This is a genomic window from Pedobacter folensis, from assembly GCF_056490665.1.
Genome location: NZ_JBWJIF010000005.1, coordinates 31,917 through 49,438, shown reverse-complemented (window position 1 = coordinate 49,438; position 17,522 = coordinate 31,917). Strand labels below are relative to the sequence as shown.

The 17,522-nt window shown below is 38.7% G+C and carries 14 protein-coding genes; 8 read left to right on the top strand and 6 right to left on the bottom strand.

Going from position 1 to position 17,522, the window contains the following annotated elements; genetic code table 11:
* Positions 1–2: 2 nt before the first annotated feature.
* Positions 3–1,172, top strand: a complete 1,170-nt coding sequence (locus AC04QZ_RS22790; RefSeq protein WP_478359592.1) for an RsmB/NOP family class I SAM-dependent RNA methyltransferase — start codon at positions 3–5, stop codon at positions 1,170–1,172.
* A 433-nt stretch (positions 1,173–1,605) separates the two neighbouring features.
* Here AC04QZ_RS22790 and AC04QZ_RS22785 read toward each other — a convergent pair whose 3' ends face one another.
* The 4 genes from AC04QZ_RS22785 to AC04QZ_RS22770 all read right to left on the bottom strand — a co-directional run bounded on the left by AC04QZ_RS22785 (position 1,606) and on the right by AC04QZ_RS22770 (position 7,518).
* On the bottom strand, positions 1,606–2,172 hold the full coding sequence (locus tag AC04QZ_RS22785; RefSeq protein ID WP_086549389.1) for a MarC family protein: 567 nt from the start codon (positions 2,170–2,172) through the stop codon (positions 1,606–1,608).
* Positions 2,173–2,251: 79 nt separating this feature from the next.
* Positions 2,252–3,583: a porin gene (locus tag AC04QZ_RS22780; RefSeq protein ID WP_478359591.1), complete on the bottom strand. Its 1,332-nt coding sequence runs from the start codon at positions 3,581–3,583 to the stop codon at positions 2,252–2,254.
* A 97-nt stretch (positions 3,584–3,680) separates the two neighbouring features.
* Positions 3,681–5,156, bottom strand: coding sequence for an amino acid permease (locus tag AC04QZ_RS22775; protein WP_086547427.1), 1,476 nt, complete (start codon positions 5,154–5,156; stop codon positions 3,681–3,683).
* 115 nt (positions 5,157–5,271) lie between these two features.
* Positions 5,272–7,518 (bottom strand): sodium-translocating pyrophosphatase, encoded by a 2,247-nt coding sequence (locus AC04QZ_RS22770; protein ID WP_478359590.1) that lies wholly within the window; start codon positions 7,516–7,518, stop codon positions 5,272–5,274.
* Between the two features lie 272 nt (positions 7,519–7,790).
* Here AC04QZ_RS22770 and AC04QZ_RS22765 point away from each other — a divergent pair, with 272 nt between their 5' ends.
* From AC04QZ_RS22765 to AC04QZ_RS22745, 5 genes are all read left to right on the top strand, one after another.
* Positions 7,791–9,233 carry an APC family permease gene (locus AC04QZ_RS22765; protein WP_478359589.1) on the top strand — a complete coding sequence of 481 codons (1,443 nt, stop codon included), beginning with the start codon at positions 7,791–7,793 and terminating at the stop codon, positions 9,231–9,233.
* Between the two features lie 615 nt (positions 9,234–9,848).
* On the top strand, positions 9,849–10,796 hold the full coding sequence (mnmL, locus tag AC04QZ_RS22760) for a tRNA modification radical SAM protein MnmL/YtqA (protein WP_478359588.1): 948 nt from the start codon (positions 9,849–9,851) through the stop codon (positions 10,794–10,796).
* Positions 10,797–11,142: 346 nt separating this feature from the next.
* Positions 11,143–12,549 carry an ammonium transporter gene (locus tag AC04QZ_RS22755; protein WP_086547422.1) on the top strand — a complete coding sequence of 469 codons (1,407 nt, stop codon included), beginning with the start codon at positions 11,143–11,145 and terminating at the stop codon, positions 12,547–12,549.
* Positions 12,550–12,586: 37 nt separating this feature from the next.
* Positions 12,587–13,612, top strand: a complete 1,026-nt coding sequence (locus AC04QZ_RS22750; RefSeq protein WP_478359587.1) for a porin — start codon at positions 12,587–12,589, stop codon at positions 13,610–13,612.
* 97 nt (positions 13,613–13,709) lie between these two features.
* A complete protein-coding gene (locus AC04QZ_RS22745; RefSeq protein ID WP_478359586.1) occupies positions 13,710–14,288 on the top strand; it encodes a DUF4468 domain-containing protein in 579 nt (192 codons plus the stop codon).
* A gap of 10 nt (positions 14,289–14,298) precedes the next feature.
* On the opposite strand, the gene AC04QZ_RS22740 is transcribed toward AC04QZ_RS22745, so the two are convergent.
* Both AC04QZ_RS22740 and AC04QZ_RS22735 read right to left on the bottom strand, forming a co-directional pair.
* Entirely contained in the window at positions 14,299–14,766 is a 468-nt protein-coding gene (locus AC04QZ_RS22740) for an SRPBCC family protein (protein ID WP_478359585.1), read from the bottom strand.
* A gap of 259 nt (positions 14,767–15,025) precedes the next feature.
* Positions 15,026–15,499: a ribonuclease H-like YkuK family protein gene (locus AC04QZ_RS22735; RefSeq protein ID WP_086547419.1), complete on the bottom strand. Its 474-nt coding sequence runs from the start codon at positions 15,497–15,499 to the stop codon at positions 15,026–15,028.
* A gap of 237 nt (positions 15,500–15,736) precedes the next feature.
* Here AC04QZ_RS22735 and AC04QZ_RS22730 point away from each other — a divergent pair, with 237 nt between their 5' ends.
* Positions 15,737–15,955, top strand: coding sequence for a hypothetical protein (locus tag AC04QZ_RS22730; protein WP_086547418.1), 219 nt, complete (start codon positions 15,737–15,739; stop codon positions 15,953–15,955).
* Between the two features lie 48 nt (positions 15,956–16,003).
* Positions 16,004–17,308, top strand: coding sequence for a DEAD/DEAH box helicase (locus AC04QZ_RS22725; protein WP_478359584.1), 1,305 nt, complete (start codon positions 16,004–16,006; stop codon positions 17,306–17,308).
* Positions 17,309–17,522: the final 214 nt, after the last annotated feature.

The window sequence follows — 17,522 nt, the reverse complement described above, 5'->3', positions numbered from 1 at the left end:
GCATGAGAGCAGATCATCAGTTAAGAGCCTTTGAACAGATTTTAAATAATTATGATGGAAGTTTGCCCTTGCATCGTTTTCTGCCCGGCTATTTTAAGCAACATAAGCAAATGGGTTCATCCGATAGGAGGTGGGCTACGCGACATATTTATAGCTTTTATAGGTTAGGTAAAACTTTACCGGCACTTCCGCTGGAAGAACGTTTAAGCATTGCCGATTTCTTATGCCATGATACGTTAAGTCTTGTTGTAGAGAAAAATCTCCCTGATCTGGTGGAAAGTATTGCTTTGCCTTTAGCGGAGAAATTAAACCTGATTAAAGCCAAATACCATGACTTTGATATAAAAGAGGTATATCCTTTTCATGCAGCGCTTTCTGACGATATCGATAAAGAGGCATTTTTTGCTTCGTTCTTTAAACAGCCAGATTTGTTTATCAGGGTAGCGGCCGAAGAATCTTTAGCTATTGTGGCAACATTAGCAGATGAAAACATAACGGTTAAAGCCATTTCTGAAACTGCTTTGGCCTTACCCAATGGAACCAAGCTCGAAACCGTTTTAAAGGAAGGCAGTTATCAGGTTCAGGATTTATCATCGCAACATACCGGCAATTATTTTAAACCAAACAAATGGGATAAATGGTGGGATTGCTGTGCGGCATCCGGAGGAAAGACATTGCTGTTGCATAGTTTGGAGCCTGTTATCGAGCTTTTGGTCTCTGACCTGAGAGAAAGTGTACTCTTAAACTTAGATGAACGTTTCCGTTTAGCCGGGATCAAAAAATACCATAAAAAAGAAATCGATCTTCTGCAGAATAACGACCAGATATTGCATCACTATGCCTTTGACGGAATCATTCTGGATGCCCCTTGTACGGGTTCTGGAACATGGGGAAGAACTCCCGAAATGCTCACGTTTTTCGAGGAAAGGAAAATTAATCAGTTTGCTACCATTCAAAAAGGTATTGTACAAAACATTGTAAAATATTTAAAGCCAGGTAAACCCCTGGTTTATATCACTTGCTCAGCTTTTGAAGCTGAAAACGAGGCCGTTGTTCAGCATATGCTTGATCAGCTTCCATTGGAGCTGGAAAAGATGGAGTTAATAAAGGGTTATGAAAATAACGCTGATACTATGTTTGTGGCGAGGTTGATCAAGAAGAGACAGGATTAGCCAAGATTAAAGGATTATGGGATTTTAAGCCCGGGGTGTTTAAACTAAGTTCGATTAATTTTTCTTCGAAATACCGTCATTTCGAGCGAAGTGCAACGCAGTCGAGAAATCTAAGGCTCAGCGAAGCTAAATCTAACCCGATAGATCTCTCCATTTCGCTGCGCTTCATTCGAGATGACGACCCACGCTACGTATGTTCAAACCAGGATTTGAAATTCTTTTTGAAGTATTTTACCGCTTCGATTAAAACGGCTATGGCTCCAATAATTAAGGTATATTCTTCAAAGCTGTTCATTATATTGAGCTTTATTGTTAGATGAATATACGCAATTATTGTTACAAATTGATTGAAGCATTGTCATTTAATAGCGCGATCGTCATTACAGGTAATGTAAAAAACGAAGCTACATCTTCCATCTCAGCTCTTCTATCCTTAAAGCCCTGTATTATTCCTGAACAATTTAATCGCGATAGCCAATAAAATTACGCCAAAGGCTTTGCGTAAGATATTTAAACCTGATTTTCCGAAAAGTTTTTCCAGCCTGTTGGTGTTTTTCAATACAAAGTAAACAAACAACATATTGAGTATAATGCCCACTAAGATATTCTGGGTATGGTATTCTGTTTTTAAGGAGAGTAAAGTGGTCATTGTACCCGCTCCTGCAATTAAAGGAAAGGCCAATGGAACAATAGACACGGTTTCAGGCGCTTCTTCTTTAAAAATGGTTAATCCCAGTACCATTTCCATCGCAATAAAAAAGATCACAAATGAACCCGCAATGGCGAAAGATTCTACATCCAGTCCGATTACTTTTAACAGCGACTCTCCAACAAACAAAAAGAGGATCATTAAACCTGCAGCCACAAGGGATGCTTTTTCTGATTCGATATGCCCGGCTTTTCTGCGTAGCTCGATCACAACTGGAATGGCTCCCAAAATATCGATAATAGCAAAGAGCACCATCGTTGTAGACAGGATCTGGCTTAAGTTGAACGTCATAAAATCGAATTTCATAGCGGGACAATTTTAAGCAAAGGTAGCGGAATTTGTATCAATTCCTCAATTGTGCCATTATTTATTAGAAATAGAATTGTGTTCTTAAGGTGAGTACATTGTCTTTTCTATCAGTGGTGTAGCCCTGAATTTGGGTCGATTCATTTTTAATGATATCGTAATAAAGCACCGCTTTAAAATGTGGGTTAAAGTGGTGTAGGAAACCAAAGCCAAAAGTATCAAAACGGACATCGGCCGGAGAAAGTCCCTGGGCGCTGGATATATCAAGTCCTTTTACCTTTGAATTCGGGTCATACCAGTCGTATTTTAAAATCAGCTGATTATCGGTACTATTTAAGGTTTGTACAAAAGTAAGATAGGCACCATTAAAGGTACGGGTATAATATGGTAGCGCTATTGATTTACTATCAACAGGATAGGATCCCGGTGTAGTTGATGTGGTTGAAGTACCTGTTTGCAAACCTGATACCACTTCTGCCCTTAACTCCGATTTCCAGCTCTTCGTTTTGGTAGCAAGCTGAATATCGGCACCATAATACCTTCGTGGGGCAACTTTATTGATGGTTGAAGTTGACGAATCCTTGACCATTTTCCATTGATCGTTGATTCTATCCATTTTATAACTTACGGGCAAACGGTGATTTAAGCCACCCTGTAAAGTACTGATGCCACCGGCAATAGTGAAGTTTTTAAAGGCATAGGTTTTGTGGCTTAACCTGAAGATAAAATCTTTGCTGTTATCAAATTCTCCGCTACCAGCTAAGCCTTGTCCATTGTAAATACCAAAATCGAAAACAAAATTTTTCAATCTGGCGTTTTTCCACCGTGGATTTAAAGTAAAGGTAACCCCCAGATCACGTTCTGTTTTCATTAAAATCTGCGACATCCGACCACGCTCTGGCGCTTCCCTTACTGAAGAAGATAATTGCAGTTCATTCCCAAACGGTCGTCCTGAAAGCCCTAAAGTTACCGCCAGTATTTTCCATTTATTCTCATAGTAACGCCCCCAGAAATCCCGAATGGCTACACCTTGCTCTGTACCATCAAACTGAAGCACAAAATAGGTAGAAGGACTTCCATCATCGGTTAACATCATATAATCTGCTCTTAAACGCCCTCTTCTTAGCCTAAAACGGTTATTGGTATATTCGCCAAAGTTACCACCCTGATATTCTGCTTGAGTGCCGTTCGATTGCGCCAATTGAAACTGTGGTTGTAAATAACCACTAAAAGATAAGGATCCATATTTCTTCGAAATAATGAGCAAATGGTTTACCGTGGTAGAATCCATTACATCATTAATTGTTCTTTGAGCATATCCTGTAGTGGAAATGAATAGTAAAACAATGGTTAAGGAGAAATAAACGCTTTTAATTTTGGCAGAATTGCGGCACATGTTATCAATTTTTTGCAAAGGTAGCTTTATTAACAATTATTTAACATAAAAAAGCCCCGACTTTTGGCCGGGGCTTTTATTTTTTTGAAAATATAACTTATTTAACGTCTTTCAAATGTGAATTCTTTTTACTGTATCCGAAGTAAATGATAAATCCTAGTGCTAACCAGCCAAATAACCTTAACCAGTTTGTCCAGCCTAAACCAAGGATCATTAAACCACAGGCAACAACACCCAAAATTGGAATTAAAGGTACCCAAGGTGTTTTAAACTGACGAGGAAGATCCGGATCAGTTTTTCTTAAGATAATTACCGCCACGCAAACCAGCATAAATGCAAATAAGGTACCGATACTGGTCATATCACCTACAACGTCACCAGGGATAAATGCAGCAAATAAACCTACAATAATCAGGATCACTAAATTTGCTTTATAAGGTGTTTTAAATTTCGGGTGTAAATCACTGAACATTTTAGGTAATAAACCATCTTTACTCATCGAATAAAATACACGGCTTTGGCCCAATAACATCACCAGAATTACAGAAGAGAAACCTGCTAAAATAGCTACGGTTACTAATTTAGATAACCATGAATATCCGGTCATGTATTCGCTGATTGCAGCTACTACAGATGCTTCACCACCTTTGGTTCTGAAAAACTCAACTGGTGCAATTCCTGTTAAAACGTGTGCGAATAAGATATATAATACCGTACAAACGGCTAATGATCCTAAAATACCAATTGGCATTGCAGTTTTAGGGTTTTTAGTTTCCTGAGCGGCAGTACTTACGGCATCAAAACCGATAAAGGCGAAGAACACCGTTCCGGCAGCACCAATAACACCCCAGAAACCTCCAAAGCTATGGCTAATACCTGCATGATCTACATAAGTGGTAGCAGCCGGAATATATGGATGGTGATTAGATTCGTTTATAAAACCCCATCCTAAAACAATAATTAAGATCACGATACCCACTTTGGTAATTACGATTAAACCGTTTACAAAAGCAGATTCTGATGTTCCTTTAATTAAAAGTAAACTTAACAAACCTACAATAAACAAAGCAGGAAGGTTCATGATTCCATTTACGGTGCCATCAGGATGCGATTGGAAAGGCGAGTGGCACCACTCGTAGGGTATGGGTGAGGTATGTAATACTTCGACCAGTAGTTTATTCAGATATTCACTCCAGGCAATACCTACGGTAGCAGCACCAACAGCATATTCTAACACTAAATCCCAGCCAATAACCCAGGCCATTAACTCGCCCATGGTGGCATAAGTATAAGTATATGCACTACCAGAGATTGGAATAGAAGAAGAGAGCTCAGCGTAACATAAGCCTGCCAAAGCACAGCCTATTGCCGCTATTATAAAACCGATTGTAACTGATGGACCAGCATTTTGAGCGGCTGCAGCAGCCGTACGAACAAATAGCCCGGCACCAATAATAGCCCCAACACCTAATGCAACTAATGCACCTGCACTAAGTGTGCGCTTTAAGCCTTTGCCTGAATCACCTGCTTCTTCAAGCAATAGATGCATTGGCTTTTTAGTAAATAAACCCATATTATAGTTTTTGTTTAGATTAATTCAGCCCCAAACGTAATTAAAAATTACGGAAAAGTAAAAGGGATTTTGGTTAAAAATCCCTTTTACTTTTATTATATCTATGATTTTACAACTAACGGCTTAAGGTATCGGTAGTGTTTGTTAAAGTATCGGCAATATTATGTCCTAAACTATCCGTTTTTTGCTCAATTCTGATTTCTTTTCGAACTTCTAGCTTGTGTTCGCCTGCAATTGCCTTAACTGCGATGTATGGAGCAATAACTAGTGAAACAATAGACATTAATTTGATTAAAATGTTCATTGAAGGCCCCGAAGTATCTTTAAAAGGGTCTCCAACAGTATCGCCAGTTACAGAAGCTTTATGTGGTTCTGATTTTTTGTAGTGCATTTCGCCATTAATCATTACACCCTGCTCGAAAGATTTTTTGGCATTATCCCAGGCGCCACCTGCATTACTTTGGAAGATACCCATTAATACACCCGTAACCGTTACTCCTGCTAATAATCCGCCCAAAACTTCAGGACCGAAAGTAAAACCAACAATAATCGGCGTAATTAAGGCGATAGCACCTGGCATCATCATTTCGCGGATAGAGGCTTTGGTAGAAATGGCTACACATTTTTCATATTCTGGTTTGGCCTTATATTCCATAATGCCCGGAATTTCTCTAAACTGGCGGCGAACTTCCTGCACCATGTCCATAGCGGCTTTACCCACTGCCTGGATACAAAGCGCCGAAAAGATAAAAGGGATCATGCCTCCAACAAACAAACCGGCAAGAACCGGAGCTTTATAAATATCGATTGCTGTAATGCCTGCAATACCTACAAAAGCGGCAAATAATGCCAGAGAGGTTAATGCTGCAGATGCAATCGCGAATCCTTTACCCGTGGCAGCAGTGGTATTTCCAACCGCGTCTAAATTATCGGTACGCTCACGTACTTCTGGTGGCAACTGACTCATTTCGGCAATACCGCCTGCATTATCGGCAATCGGTCCGAAAGCATCAATAGCCAATTGCATTGCCGTAGTGGCCATCATACCTGCTGCGGCAATTGCCACGCCATATAAACCCGCAAAATGATAAGATAACATAATCCCTCCGGCCAATACCAAAATCGGAATCACGGTCGATTTCATTCCAACCGCTAAACCTGCAATAATATTGGTTGCATGCCCTGTTGACGATTGCTGGATAATGGAATTTACAGGTCCTTTGCCCATTGCCGTAAAATACTCGGTAACCAGACTCATAATGGTACCCACTACCAAACCCACAATAATGGCGTAGAATACATTTATACTCGAAAACTCATAACCACGTAGGTTAAGGGTTTCTGGTAACATCCATTTCACAATAAAAAATGAAGCAACTGCCGTAATTATGATTGATGACCAGTTGCCTAAATTTAAAGCGGTTTGTACGTTCGATTTTTCATCTTTTATGGTTACAAACCAGGTTCCGATAATCGAAAATATAATACCCAATCCGCAGATCACCATTGGCAAGAGAATAGGAGACATGCCTCCAAAATTGTCTTTTACATCAATTTCCTGTCCTAAAACCATGGTGGCCAATATGGTTGCCACATATGAGCCAAATAAATCGGCGCCCATACCGGCAACATCACCCACATTATCACCCACGTTATCGGCAATGGTTGCCGGGTTGCGTACATCATCTTCAGGAATCCCGGCTTCAACTTTACCCACTAAATCTGCACCAACATCGGCAGCTTTGGTGTAAATACCACCACCAACACGGGCAAATAAAGCAATAGATTCTGCACCTAAAGAAAAACCGGTTAAAACTTCTATAGCCGTTTTCATTTCAACGCTGTTTACAGATACAACGTTAAAATGTTTTAAAAACACAATAAATAAGCCGCCCAAACCTAAAACAGCAAGGCCAGCTACACCTAAGCCCATTACGGTACCGCCGGTAAACGAAACTTTTAATGCTTGTTTTAAACTGGTTCTGGCAGCCTGTGTGGTTCTAACATTCGCTTTAGTGGCCGATTTCATTCCGATATAACCTGCAGTTGCAGAAAATACCGCTCCTATAATAAAAGAGATAGAGATAATCCAGCTCGAATGCATCGGTACACCTTTAATTTCGGTAATGGTTCCCGAGTAGGCCAGAAGCGCAGCCGTAAAAACAGCAAAAATGCTCAATACTCTCCATTCGGCTTTTAAAAAGGCCATAGCGCCATCGGCTATATAGCCGGCAAGTTCCTGCATGTTTTTATCACCTGCATCCTGCTTGTTTACCCAGGCACTTTTAATCATCATAACTATAATCCCGACAAGGCCCAGGGCCGGGATACAGTAAATTAAATTGTTTTGTAAAAAATCCATAGTTAATAATTGGTTTTATATTTGGTTATTATGTTGTTTATTGGTGAACTGTATAAATCGGTTAATTGTTTAGTTTATCTCAAACACTAAGCGCCAAACGTCTCTCTCCAAACTACGTACTTATATCTAGCAAGATAATAAAATATTTTTCTTGTGATTAAAATTTTCATGATCAGCGCAAATAAAAATTCGCAGCATTAAAATAATACAGGGTAAGCACGCCTAATTTCTTTTTTTTAAATAAATTAGCCACAAACTAAACTCAACTAAAAATGAAAATTGAAAAAGAAGATGGGCCTTCTAAAAGAAAATTAAGCCTCTTTGATGCGACAATGCTGGTAATGGGCTCAATGATCGGAAGCGGTATCTTTATTGTTAGTGCCGATATCATGCGGAACTTAGGTTCTGGCTATTGGTTGATTGTGGTATGGGTGATAACCGGAGTGATGACGGTTGCAGCCGCAATTTCTTATGGCGAACTTTCTTCTATGTTTCCTAAAGCAGGTGGGCAGTATACTTACCTGAAAGAGATTTTCGGTAAAATGATGGGATTTCTTTATGGCTGGGGCTTGTTTACGGTCATTCAAACCGGAACTATTGCAGCTGTAGCTGTTGCTTTTGGTAAATTTACAGCCTATCTAATCCCTGCGTTAAACGATGCAGCTCCAATTTTTCAAAGCGGCGGCTATAAAATTACCTGGATACAGATTTTGGCTATTGGTGTTATTCTGCTTTTAACTTATATCAACACAAAAGGTGTTGAAAGTGGTAAAATCTTACAGAATATTTTTACAGGATCTAAAATTGTGGCTTTAATTGGTTTAATTATTTTAGGCTTCTTCCTGGTAAAGAACAGCTTTTGGGCTGAAAATTTGGGTTTTGGATCGAGTGCTTTTAATAATCTTAAAACAGATGCAAGCGGGAATTTCCTGAAATCTGGCTGGGAATCCATTTCCGGTATGACAATAATGGGGGGGATTGCAGCAGCAATGGTTGGTTCGGTATTTTCAAGTGTGGCCTGGGAAAATGTAACTTTTGTTTCAGGAGAAATCGAAAACCCAAAAAAAAATGTGGTACGTTCTATGGTTTTGGGTACCTCAGCAGTTATGATTCTCTATTTATTGGTTAATTTTATCTATCTCAATACCCTAAACAGAGATAGCATTGCTTTTGCCCTTAACGACCGGGTTGCTGTTGCCGCTTCAGAGCAAATTTTTGGCAGTGGGATTGGCACCATTGTAATTGCCTTGCTGGTGATGATTTCTACTTTTGGTTGTGTTAATGGAATCGTATTAGCCGGTGCAAGGGTTTTTCAAACCATGGCAAAAGATGGAATGTTTTTTAAAGCAGCACTTAAAAATAACAAAAATGGAGTTCCTGAAAAATCGCTGTGGATGCAGGGCATTTGGGCATCTGCTTTATGTTTAAGCGGACAATATGGTAACCTGTTAGATATGATCTCCTTTGTGATTGTGCTTTTTTATATGATTACTGTTTTTGGCGTGATTTATTTAAGGATAAAACAACCTAAGCTTGAGAGGCCCTATAAAACCTGGTTATATCCAATTACACCGATTATTTACTTATTGATCGGGGCAGCATTTTGCATTTTACTCTTAATTTATAAACAACAATATACCTGGCCCGGACTGGTGATTGTTTTGCTGGGTGTACCAGTCTACTTTTTTATCAATAAAAAAGAACAGCAGGATTAGGCAAGGCTGTCTTGCTGAATTTAATTCAACATCATAATGATAGGATAGATCCTGAAACAAGTTCAGGATGACGGTGCGAAATGAAGAATTTACTCAGAAGCCTCGCAGGTTTTAAAGCTTGCGAGGTTTTTTTACGCCAAAAATTATCGCATTGCCATTTGCTTTTTTGTTTTTCTTCGTGACTACCTATTAAATCTCATATCTAAAGTCTCGTTTTACATTAGAAAATCAGTGTTCGGTGTCAATCGGTTCCGAAAGCCCCGCTGTCCGCTTTACTTCGTTGCTCTCCGTGCACGCTACCATCGGGTTTAGTTTGCCTGGTTTTGAGCAGGGAACTCATTGATTTAAACCCGACATGGCGGATACAGGCCTTGCGCCTAAGGCCTGCAGGCGCCCGCCTGAACGAACGGGCAGGTATGAGCACGTGGCGGGACTAACATTGCCATGAAACACAAGATTTGCTTTTCTAAAAAGAAATTAATGTTTTTTAAAACTTAGCCATTCGGAATTGTTTTCCCTAAACCCTAAACCCTAAACCCTAAACCCTAAACCCTAATTCTATAATCTCTCAAATCTAACCTCGTGTCTCGAACAAAAACCGTATTTTTGCAAATAATGGGAACACTTGTAGATTCAGGGATCAAGGGGTATAAAAATTACGGTACGCATTTGCGCGAAAAGTATAAAGGGCAACGTGTGTTTAAGGTAATTGTAGATGGTGGTTTTACCTGCCCCAATCGCGATGGCAGCAAAGGTTACGGTGGATGTACTTATTGTAATGTAGATTCTTTCACGCCTGAGCCTTCGCGTAAAAATCCAAATATTAAAGATCAGCTTGCTGAGGGCATGTTAAGGGCAAAAACTTCTTATAAAGCAGATAAGTATATTGTTTATTTTCAGCCGAACACCAATACTTATGCACCGGTACATTATTTAAAGATGATGTACGACGAGGCTTTATCGATTAATACCGAAGATATTGTGGGTTTTGCCGTGGGTACCCGTCCTGATTGTATCGATGCCGAAAAGGTAGCTTTATTAGAAAGTTATACCGATCGCTTTGATGTAGATTTGGAAATGGGGATGGAATCTATATATGATGAGACCCTTGATCAGATTAACAGGGGCTGTAGTCATGGCGAGTTTGTGGCTGCGGTAGAATTGTTAAAAGATAGTAAGCTCGATCTGTGTGTGCATACCATTTTTGGCTTCCCCTGGGAAACCAGAGAACAAATGCATGGTTATATCCACGAAATTAACCGTTTTCCTCAGATTAAGTTCGTTAAATTCCACCACCTTCATGTAGTAGAAGGATCGATCATGGGGGCTAAATACAAAAAAGAGCCATTTAAGTTATTCTCACTTGAGGAGTATACCGATCTGCTTTGCGAACTAATCCCGCTTTTACGTCCGGATATTGTTATTCAGCGTCTTTTTGGGATTTCTGACTGGGATTTGTTAATTGCACCTAACTGGGGGCTTAACAAATCGGCAATTCAAACCTATATGGATAAAGAAATTGAAAAAAGAGGTATAGTTCAAGGGTCTTCTTATTTTTCTTAAAAACACATAATTTTTAATGTTTTTCGTAAAAACCCATGAAATTTCATGGGTTTTTTGTGTTTATAGTGATTTTTTTAACTAATTTTTTATAAATTTTAGGTAAAATTATGCAAAATACTAATAATACCGTGTTTTGTTTTTATTAAAAACTTGCATTAAAACTGCTCTGATTTTTTGTTATTTTTAATTTTGAGGTAATTTTTTGGCGTGTTTTATAAAAATTACTTGTTTTTATTAAAATATTTAAACTTAATAGTGTAAAAACTACATTATGTCGTATTTTTATCAAAATAAATCAAGCATATTTTAAATATTTAAACAATACAAACAAATTAAACTAAAAACTATGAGTAAATTCTCCTTTAAACAGTACGCGCCTTTTGCGATATTGATGATTGTCGCAATTTTCGCTCTATTTATTCCACTTCTTCCTAATTTTGATGAAGGCAAGTATAGTGCACCTGATATTGCATTCATATTAATCGCCGCAGCTTTAGTATTTTTAATGACTCCTGGTCTTGCATTCTTTTATGGTGGAATGGTTCATCGTAAAAATGTATTGTCTACCATGATTAAAAGTGTTGTAGCCGCAGGAGTAATTACAGTTTTATGGACAGTAGTTGGATTTAGTTTAGCCTTTGGTGATACCATTGGCGGTTTTATCGGAAACCCTTCAACATTCCTTTTCTTTAAAGGTGTAAATTCTGGAGCACCACACCTTCAGGGAGGAGCAGACTTAACCATTCCGCTTTCTTTATTTGCGGTGTTTCAGTTAATGTTCGCCATCATTACACCAGGTTTAGTAGTTGGTGCTGTTGCAGAACGTATCCGTTTTACTTCATACATTTTGTTTATTGTGTTATTCGCAATATTCGTTTATTCGCCATTAGCACACTGGACATGGCACCCACAAGGTTTCTTGTTTAAAATGGGTGTGTTAGACTTTGCAGGGGGTACAGTGGTACACATTTCTGCAGGTATGGCCGCTTTAGCAGGTGCATTGGTTTTAAAACGTAGAAAATCTCACTTAGAGCATAAAGAAGTTCCACCAGCTAATATCCCTTATGTATTAATTGGTACTGGTTTATTATGGTTCGGTTGGTTCGGTTTTAACGCAGGTTCTGCATTAGGTGCAAATAGCTTAGCTGTTTCAGCATTTTTAACAACCAATACAGCTGCAGGTGCTGCAGGTTTATCGTGGATGTTCTTTGATGTGGCAAGAGGTAAAAAACCTTCAGTTTTAGGTTTTTGTATCGGAGCGGTAGTTGGTTTAGTAGCCATTACGCCGGGTGCAGGTTTTGTAAGTATTTCAGCAAGTATATTCATTGGTGCCATTGCCGCAGTTATTTCTAACCTTGTGGTTTCATGGAAACAAAAAACCAGCCTGGATGATACTTTAGATGTTTTCCCTTGTCATGGTGTGGGTGGTATCGTTGGTATGTTGTTAACTGGTGTTTTTGCTACAAAAACCGTAAATGCTGCAGGTGCTGATGGATTGTTTTATGGTAACCCGGCTTTCTTTATTACACAATTAAAAGGTGCTGTAATCGTAATCATTTTCAGTTTCGTGGTATCATTCGTTATTTTCAAACTGGTAAATCTTATCAATCCAATCAGGGTTTCTGAAGAAGAAGAAGAATTAGGTCTTGATGCTTCTCAACACGATGAGAAATACTCACAAGGTACCTTGTTAGTAGAAGAAAGAGCGATCTATATCGAAAGAAACAGTCCGTTAACAGAACCAATTTCTTAAGGATTTTATAATATCTAAACTCAAAATAAGCTCAAACATGAAGAAACTTTTAACCGCTATTTTCGCAATGGCCAGCACGACGTGTGCCCTGGCCCAGGAAACCACGACGTCACCACTTGAAATTTCAGGATCGGTAGATACGTACTTTAAATATGATTTTGCCAAGAATCCATTAAATGCAAAAACATCATTTGTAACTGATCATAACTCAGTATCGCTGGGGATGATCGATATTGCTTTGAAGAAAAAAACTGGCAAGGCCTCATTTGTTGGAGAACTTTCTTTTGGCCCAAGAGGACAATCGCAATCTATCCCTGATGCCGCTGCTGCCGGTTCTTCATTTAATATCCAGAATTTATATGTTAACTACGAGTTTACAGATGAATTTAGCATGACTGCTGGTTACATGGGTACCTTTATCGGATATGAGGTGATTTCTCCGGTTGGAAACTTCAACTACTCTACTTCATATTTATTTACCAATGGTCCATTCCAGAATGCCGGTATCAAAGCCACTTATAAATTCAGCGATAAAGTAAGTTTAATGGCTGGTTTATTTAACGATTGGAATGTGTACAGTGCATCTCGTGGTGTTTCAGCTATTGGTGGCCAGTTAATGGTTGCACCGGTAGAAGGCTGGACCGCTTACATCAATGCTTTATCAGGCGCTGGTTTTGGTGGATACGGAACTATTGTGGATTTAACAACTGCATATCAGATTACTGAAAAGTTTAAATTAGGTTTAAATGCAGCTAATTACGATATTAAAGACAGTTCGGTACCAGGAAGTTATGCTGGCGCAGCTTTATATCCTCAGTACGCCATATTAGATGCGGTAACTTTAGGTTTGAGAGGCGAATACTTCAAATTTAAAGCAGCCGGTGCAGTTCCTGCTACAGCTTTTACAGCCGTAACCCTTACCGCAAACATTAAATCTGGTGGTTTAACTTTTATCCCAGAGGTAAGATTAGACCATAACAGCGACAAACCTTTCTTTAAAGAAGGTGGCGCTGCAGCACCAAATGGTGGTCAGTTCTCTTTAGCAGCTGTTTACGCTTTTTAAGGAAATAAAAATGTTATTATCAGGCCGTTCCGATGTAAAATCGGGACGGCTTTTTCTTATCTTTAAAGCGTTAGATTTATCTATTAACCGATTTCAAATGAAACAGCTTCTTTTTATAACATTTGCTCTTCTTTCAATTCAATTATCCGCACAACAGAAACAGTTTTCGAAAGATGATAACGGTAAATTTATCTATTATAAGGTGGTAGATTCGCAATTGGTAAGCAAAGATACTTTGCTGCAAAGGGCCAAATCTTTCATTAATGTAGCTTATAAAAAATCGATAACGCAGGAAAGTATTACCGATTCTTCTATTTTAGCTAAAGGAACAATGGTAATTGATAAGACAATTTTAGTTGCTGGTCATCCGAGTGGTGAAGTGAGTTATCATTTCGTTTTTGAGGCGCGTAACGGGAAATACAGATTCTGGTTGACGGATATGTTGTTTATCCCGTACCAGAGGGACCGTTATGGAAATTTTGTAGCGACTACAAAAATTGGCGTGCCTTTAGAGCGTACACCTGGCAAACTTGGTGCTGGCGCATGGAAGGATATTTTAAACAGTGCTTATAACAAAATCGAAAAATTTGGCGATGACTTTAAGAAGTATTTAGCCACGAATAGGGTAGAGAAAGCCAAAAAGAAGGCAGAAACCATTTCAACTAAAAAATGGTAGCTGGCCTGCGTTAAAATTTCCCAAATAATTCTTGCACTTTCTGAGAGCGGAATTTAAAAATTTCGTTGATTTTATTATTCACGATGATGGCATTCGCCATTAAGCCAATAGGTCCCCAGCCGATGCTGTAATGCAAAATATCGTGCATCAATACACCACCTTCTACCTTTTCGAAATGATGCTGGTGATGCCAGAATGCAAAAGGGCCAAAGCGCTGCTCGTCGATAAAGTATTCCTTGTCCTTAACGTGTGTAATCTCCGTCACCCAGTTTAATTTAATGCCAAGCAAGGGCGAAACCTTATAGGTAATGATCAGGCCAGGGTACATTTTAGTATTGACCATGTTTGGTGAGGTAACATCAAAGGTCATATCCTGTGGTGTAATTTCTGCCAGGTTCATGGGCGAAGAAAAAAAGTCCCATGCTGTATCCAGATCAACAGGTAGTTTTTGGGTAAATTCTAATCTATATGTTTTCAAGTTTTTGTTTTAAAAGCACAACAACGAAGATGGGGTTTTGTTGAAGATAGTTTAGGTTTAACCTCAAGTTCGCAGAATGAAGGCACAGCGATCGCAGAGTTGGAGCGCAACGAGTTTCGTCATCCCGACTGAAGTGCAGCGGAATGGAGGGATCTATGAGGGATATTGATCATCAACGTGACCTATAGATTTCTCGGCGGTGCTCGAAATGACGGTACTCACCTTCGAACCTCTAACCCAAGACTTTCCGGCTAACTACCTAATGCACCATTTTATCGGCACAGGTAGAACTGGCAAATGCTTCTGGTTTAGCCTTAAAAATAAAGCCCATACTTAAAATATAACCCATGGCATCATTAAGTGCTTTATTCGATTTAAATGATGGACTGGTGTTGATATCGGCATGTACTTCGAGCGCTACATCATAAATGTCTAGTAAATCGCAGATGGAGTAAGCTGTTTCGATAGATTTTTGCACTTCCATCAACATTCTTTCTTTAATGCTTACCTGCTGTGTGCTTTTTTCCTGGTGAATGTACATAAAACCACCATGATGTTCTCGTAACAGCACAATTACGGTTGCAAAATCCGTTACCGCACCTTTTACCTGCGAGTCGGTGCCAATACAAACTTTAAGCTTGAAACCGTTTTCGCTTTCTCTGATAATTGCTTTTTCTACTTCTTCGAGGATCGAAGATTGAATAATTTCACCACTAAATTTTTTCCACGTCATACATTGTGTTTTTTGAGGTTAATTCCAAAGGAATCCCCTTTGGTACAAATGGCAATCAGGTTTTTATAAAAATAAGCGCTAAAAATTAAATATGTGTTAAGCGTAGATTGTTTATTTGCTAACAAAAAGTTAGTTATCAACAAGTTAGTGATAATTGTTTGTATGATCTTATTATTTATTGAAACAAATTATTATCCGCTCCGTTAATATTTGTACATTCATTAAAAATTCTTAATTATGAAAGCAGAATTAATTCAAGAGCTTCAGTTATTACAAAATAGCAGGGCGAATAAATTTGCAGATGAACTGGCTGACAAGATTTTATCTTCGGTTGATGCTGTTAACGAAAAGGTGCTATCATCAATGTCTAAACGCGGTAACATGTTAATGTTGCTTGAGAAAAGATTAAACTTTTCTACCCTTAGGAAACTTAGGGAAAGATTTTTCAGACCGTAACTAAGGCTGTATCCGGGCATAAAGAGAAATGATTACCTTTATGGCCGAATGATAGAAAATGCCTTAAAAAAATTAAACATCGCTGCACTTAATGAAATGCAGGAGTCTTCTGTAAAAGCAGCTAAGACTGGTAAAGATGTAATATTGATTGCGCCAACGGGTTCAGGGAAAACGTTGGCCTTTTTATTGCCATTACTTTCTAACCTAAAAGCCGGCGTAAAAGGAGTGCAGGCCCTGGTTTTGGTTCCATCAAGAGAACTTGCCCTACAGATAGAGCAGGTTTTTAAACAAATGGGTACTTCGTTTAAAGTAAACTGCTGTTATGGTGGCCACGCTGTACGCATCGAAAAAAATAATCTAGCACATCCTCCTGCCGTCTTAATTGGAACACCTGGCAGGATCGCTTATCATTTAGAGCATCAAAACTTTGACGAATCTTTTATCGAAACCTTGGTTTTAGATGAATTTGATAAAGCACTGGAATTTGGTTTTGAAAATGACATGTCATACATCATTGGTTCGCTACTTTCGTTAAAACAGCGTATACTTACTTCTGCAACCAAAATGGAAGAAATTCCAACCTTTGTAAAGCTGAATGCGCCTGTTGAAGTCGATTTTTCAAAAAATATCGAAGCAAAACCAGATCTGAAACTCAAAAAAATAACAGCGCCTGCAGCCGATAAGCTAGATTACCTTTTCAGATTACTGAGTAAAATAGGGAGTAAAAACACCTTGGTTTTCTGTAACCACAGGGAAACGGTAGACCGGATAAGTGATTTACTTTTCGAAAATGGTTTAGGACATGATGTTTTTCACGGAGGGATGGAGCAGTTCGATCGTGAAAAGGCATTACTTAAATTTAGAAATGGCAGCCACCGGATTTTAATCACGACAGATTTGGCAGCCCGTGGTCTCGATATTCCAGAAGTAGAACATATTGTACATTATCAATTGCCCTACACCGAAGATGCCTATATTCATCGCAATGGCAGAACGGCCAGGATGCACGCAAAAGGAACGGCTTATGCCATTTTAACGACAGAAGAACACTATAAATATTTACCGGATGATATTGAAGAAGAAGTTTTGTCTGAGCAATATAAATTACCAGAAGCCAGCGATTGGGTAACTTTATATCTTGCACATGGCAAGAAGGATAAAATTAACAAAATTGATATTGTAGGTTTATTTTTGCAGAAAGGTAACTTAACAAAAGAAGATCTTGGACTGATTGAAGTGAAAGATACGACCAGTTATGTAGCCGTTAAAAGAAACAAAGTAGAGCAACTATTGAAAACACTAAGTGGCGAAAAAATTAAAGGGAAAAAACTTAAATTAGAAGTGGCCAGTTAGGTTGGTTCATTAGTTCATTAGTCATTGGTTCATTAGTTCATTGGTCATTGGTTCATTGGTTCATTGGTTCATTGGTTCATTGGTTCATTGGTTCATTGGTTCATTGGTTCATTGATAAAATGGGAACTAAAGTTCTAGATTTATTTTTGTTGTCATTCAATAATTTATTTATTCAACCGTTTATTTAATAGCTCAGTCATTCATTAATGCTTTA

Coding starts and splice junctions, on each gene's coding strand:
- AC04QZ_RS22785 (WP_086549389.1), bottom strand. CDS start 2,172: ATGACGTTCAACTTAAGCCAGATCCTGTCTACAACGATGGTGCTCTTT.
- AC04QZ_RS22775 (WP_086547427.1), bottom strand. CDS start 5,156: ATGGGTTTATTTACTAAAAAGCCAATGCATCTATTGCTTGAAGAAGCA.
- AC04QZ_RS22765 (WP_478359589.1), top strand. CDS start 7,791: ATGAAAATTGAAAAAGAAGATGGGCCTTCTAAAAGAAAATTAAGCCTC.
- mnmL (WP_478359588.1), top strand. CDS start 9,849: ATGGGAACACTTGTAGATTCAGGGATCAAGGGGTATAAAAATTACGGT.
- AC04QZ_RS22730 (WP_086547418.1), top strand. CDS start 15,737: ATGAAAGCAGAATTAATTCAAGAGCTTCAGTTATTACAAAATAGCAGG.
- AC04QZ_RS22745 (WP_478359586.1), top strand. CDS start 13,710: ATGAAACAGCTTCTTTTTATAACATTTGCTCTTCTTTCAATTCAATTA.
- AC04QZ_RS22735 (WP_086547419.1), bottom strand. CDS start 15,499: ATGACGTGGAAAAAATTTAGTGGTGAAATTATTCAATCTTCGATCCTC.
- AC04QZ_RS22770 (WP_478359590.1), bottom strand. CDS start 7,518: ATGGATTTTTTACAAAACAATTTAATTTACTGTATCCCGGCCCTGGGC.
- AC04QZ_RS22725 (WP_478359584.1), top strand. CDS start 16,004: ATGATAGAAAATGCCTTAAAAAAATTAAACATCGCTGCACTTAATGAA.
- AC04QZ_RS22755 (WP_086547422.1), top strand. CDS start 11,143: ATGAGTAAATTCTCCTTTAAACAGTACGCGCCTTTTGCGATATTGATG.
- AC04QZ_RS22790 (WP_478359592.1), top strand. CDS start 3: ATGAGAGCAGATCATCAGTTAAGAGCCTTTGAACAGATTTTAAATAAT.
- AC04QZ_RS22780 (WP_478359591.1), bottom strand. CDS start 3,583: ATGTGCCGCAATTCTGCCAAAATTAAAAGCGTTTATTTCTCCTTAACC.
- AC04QZ_RS22750 (WP_478359587.1), top strand. CDS start 12,587: ATGAAGAAACTTTTAACCGCTATTTTCGCAATGGCCAGCACGACGTGT.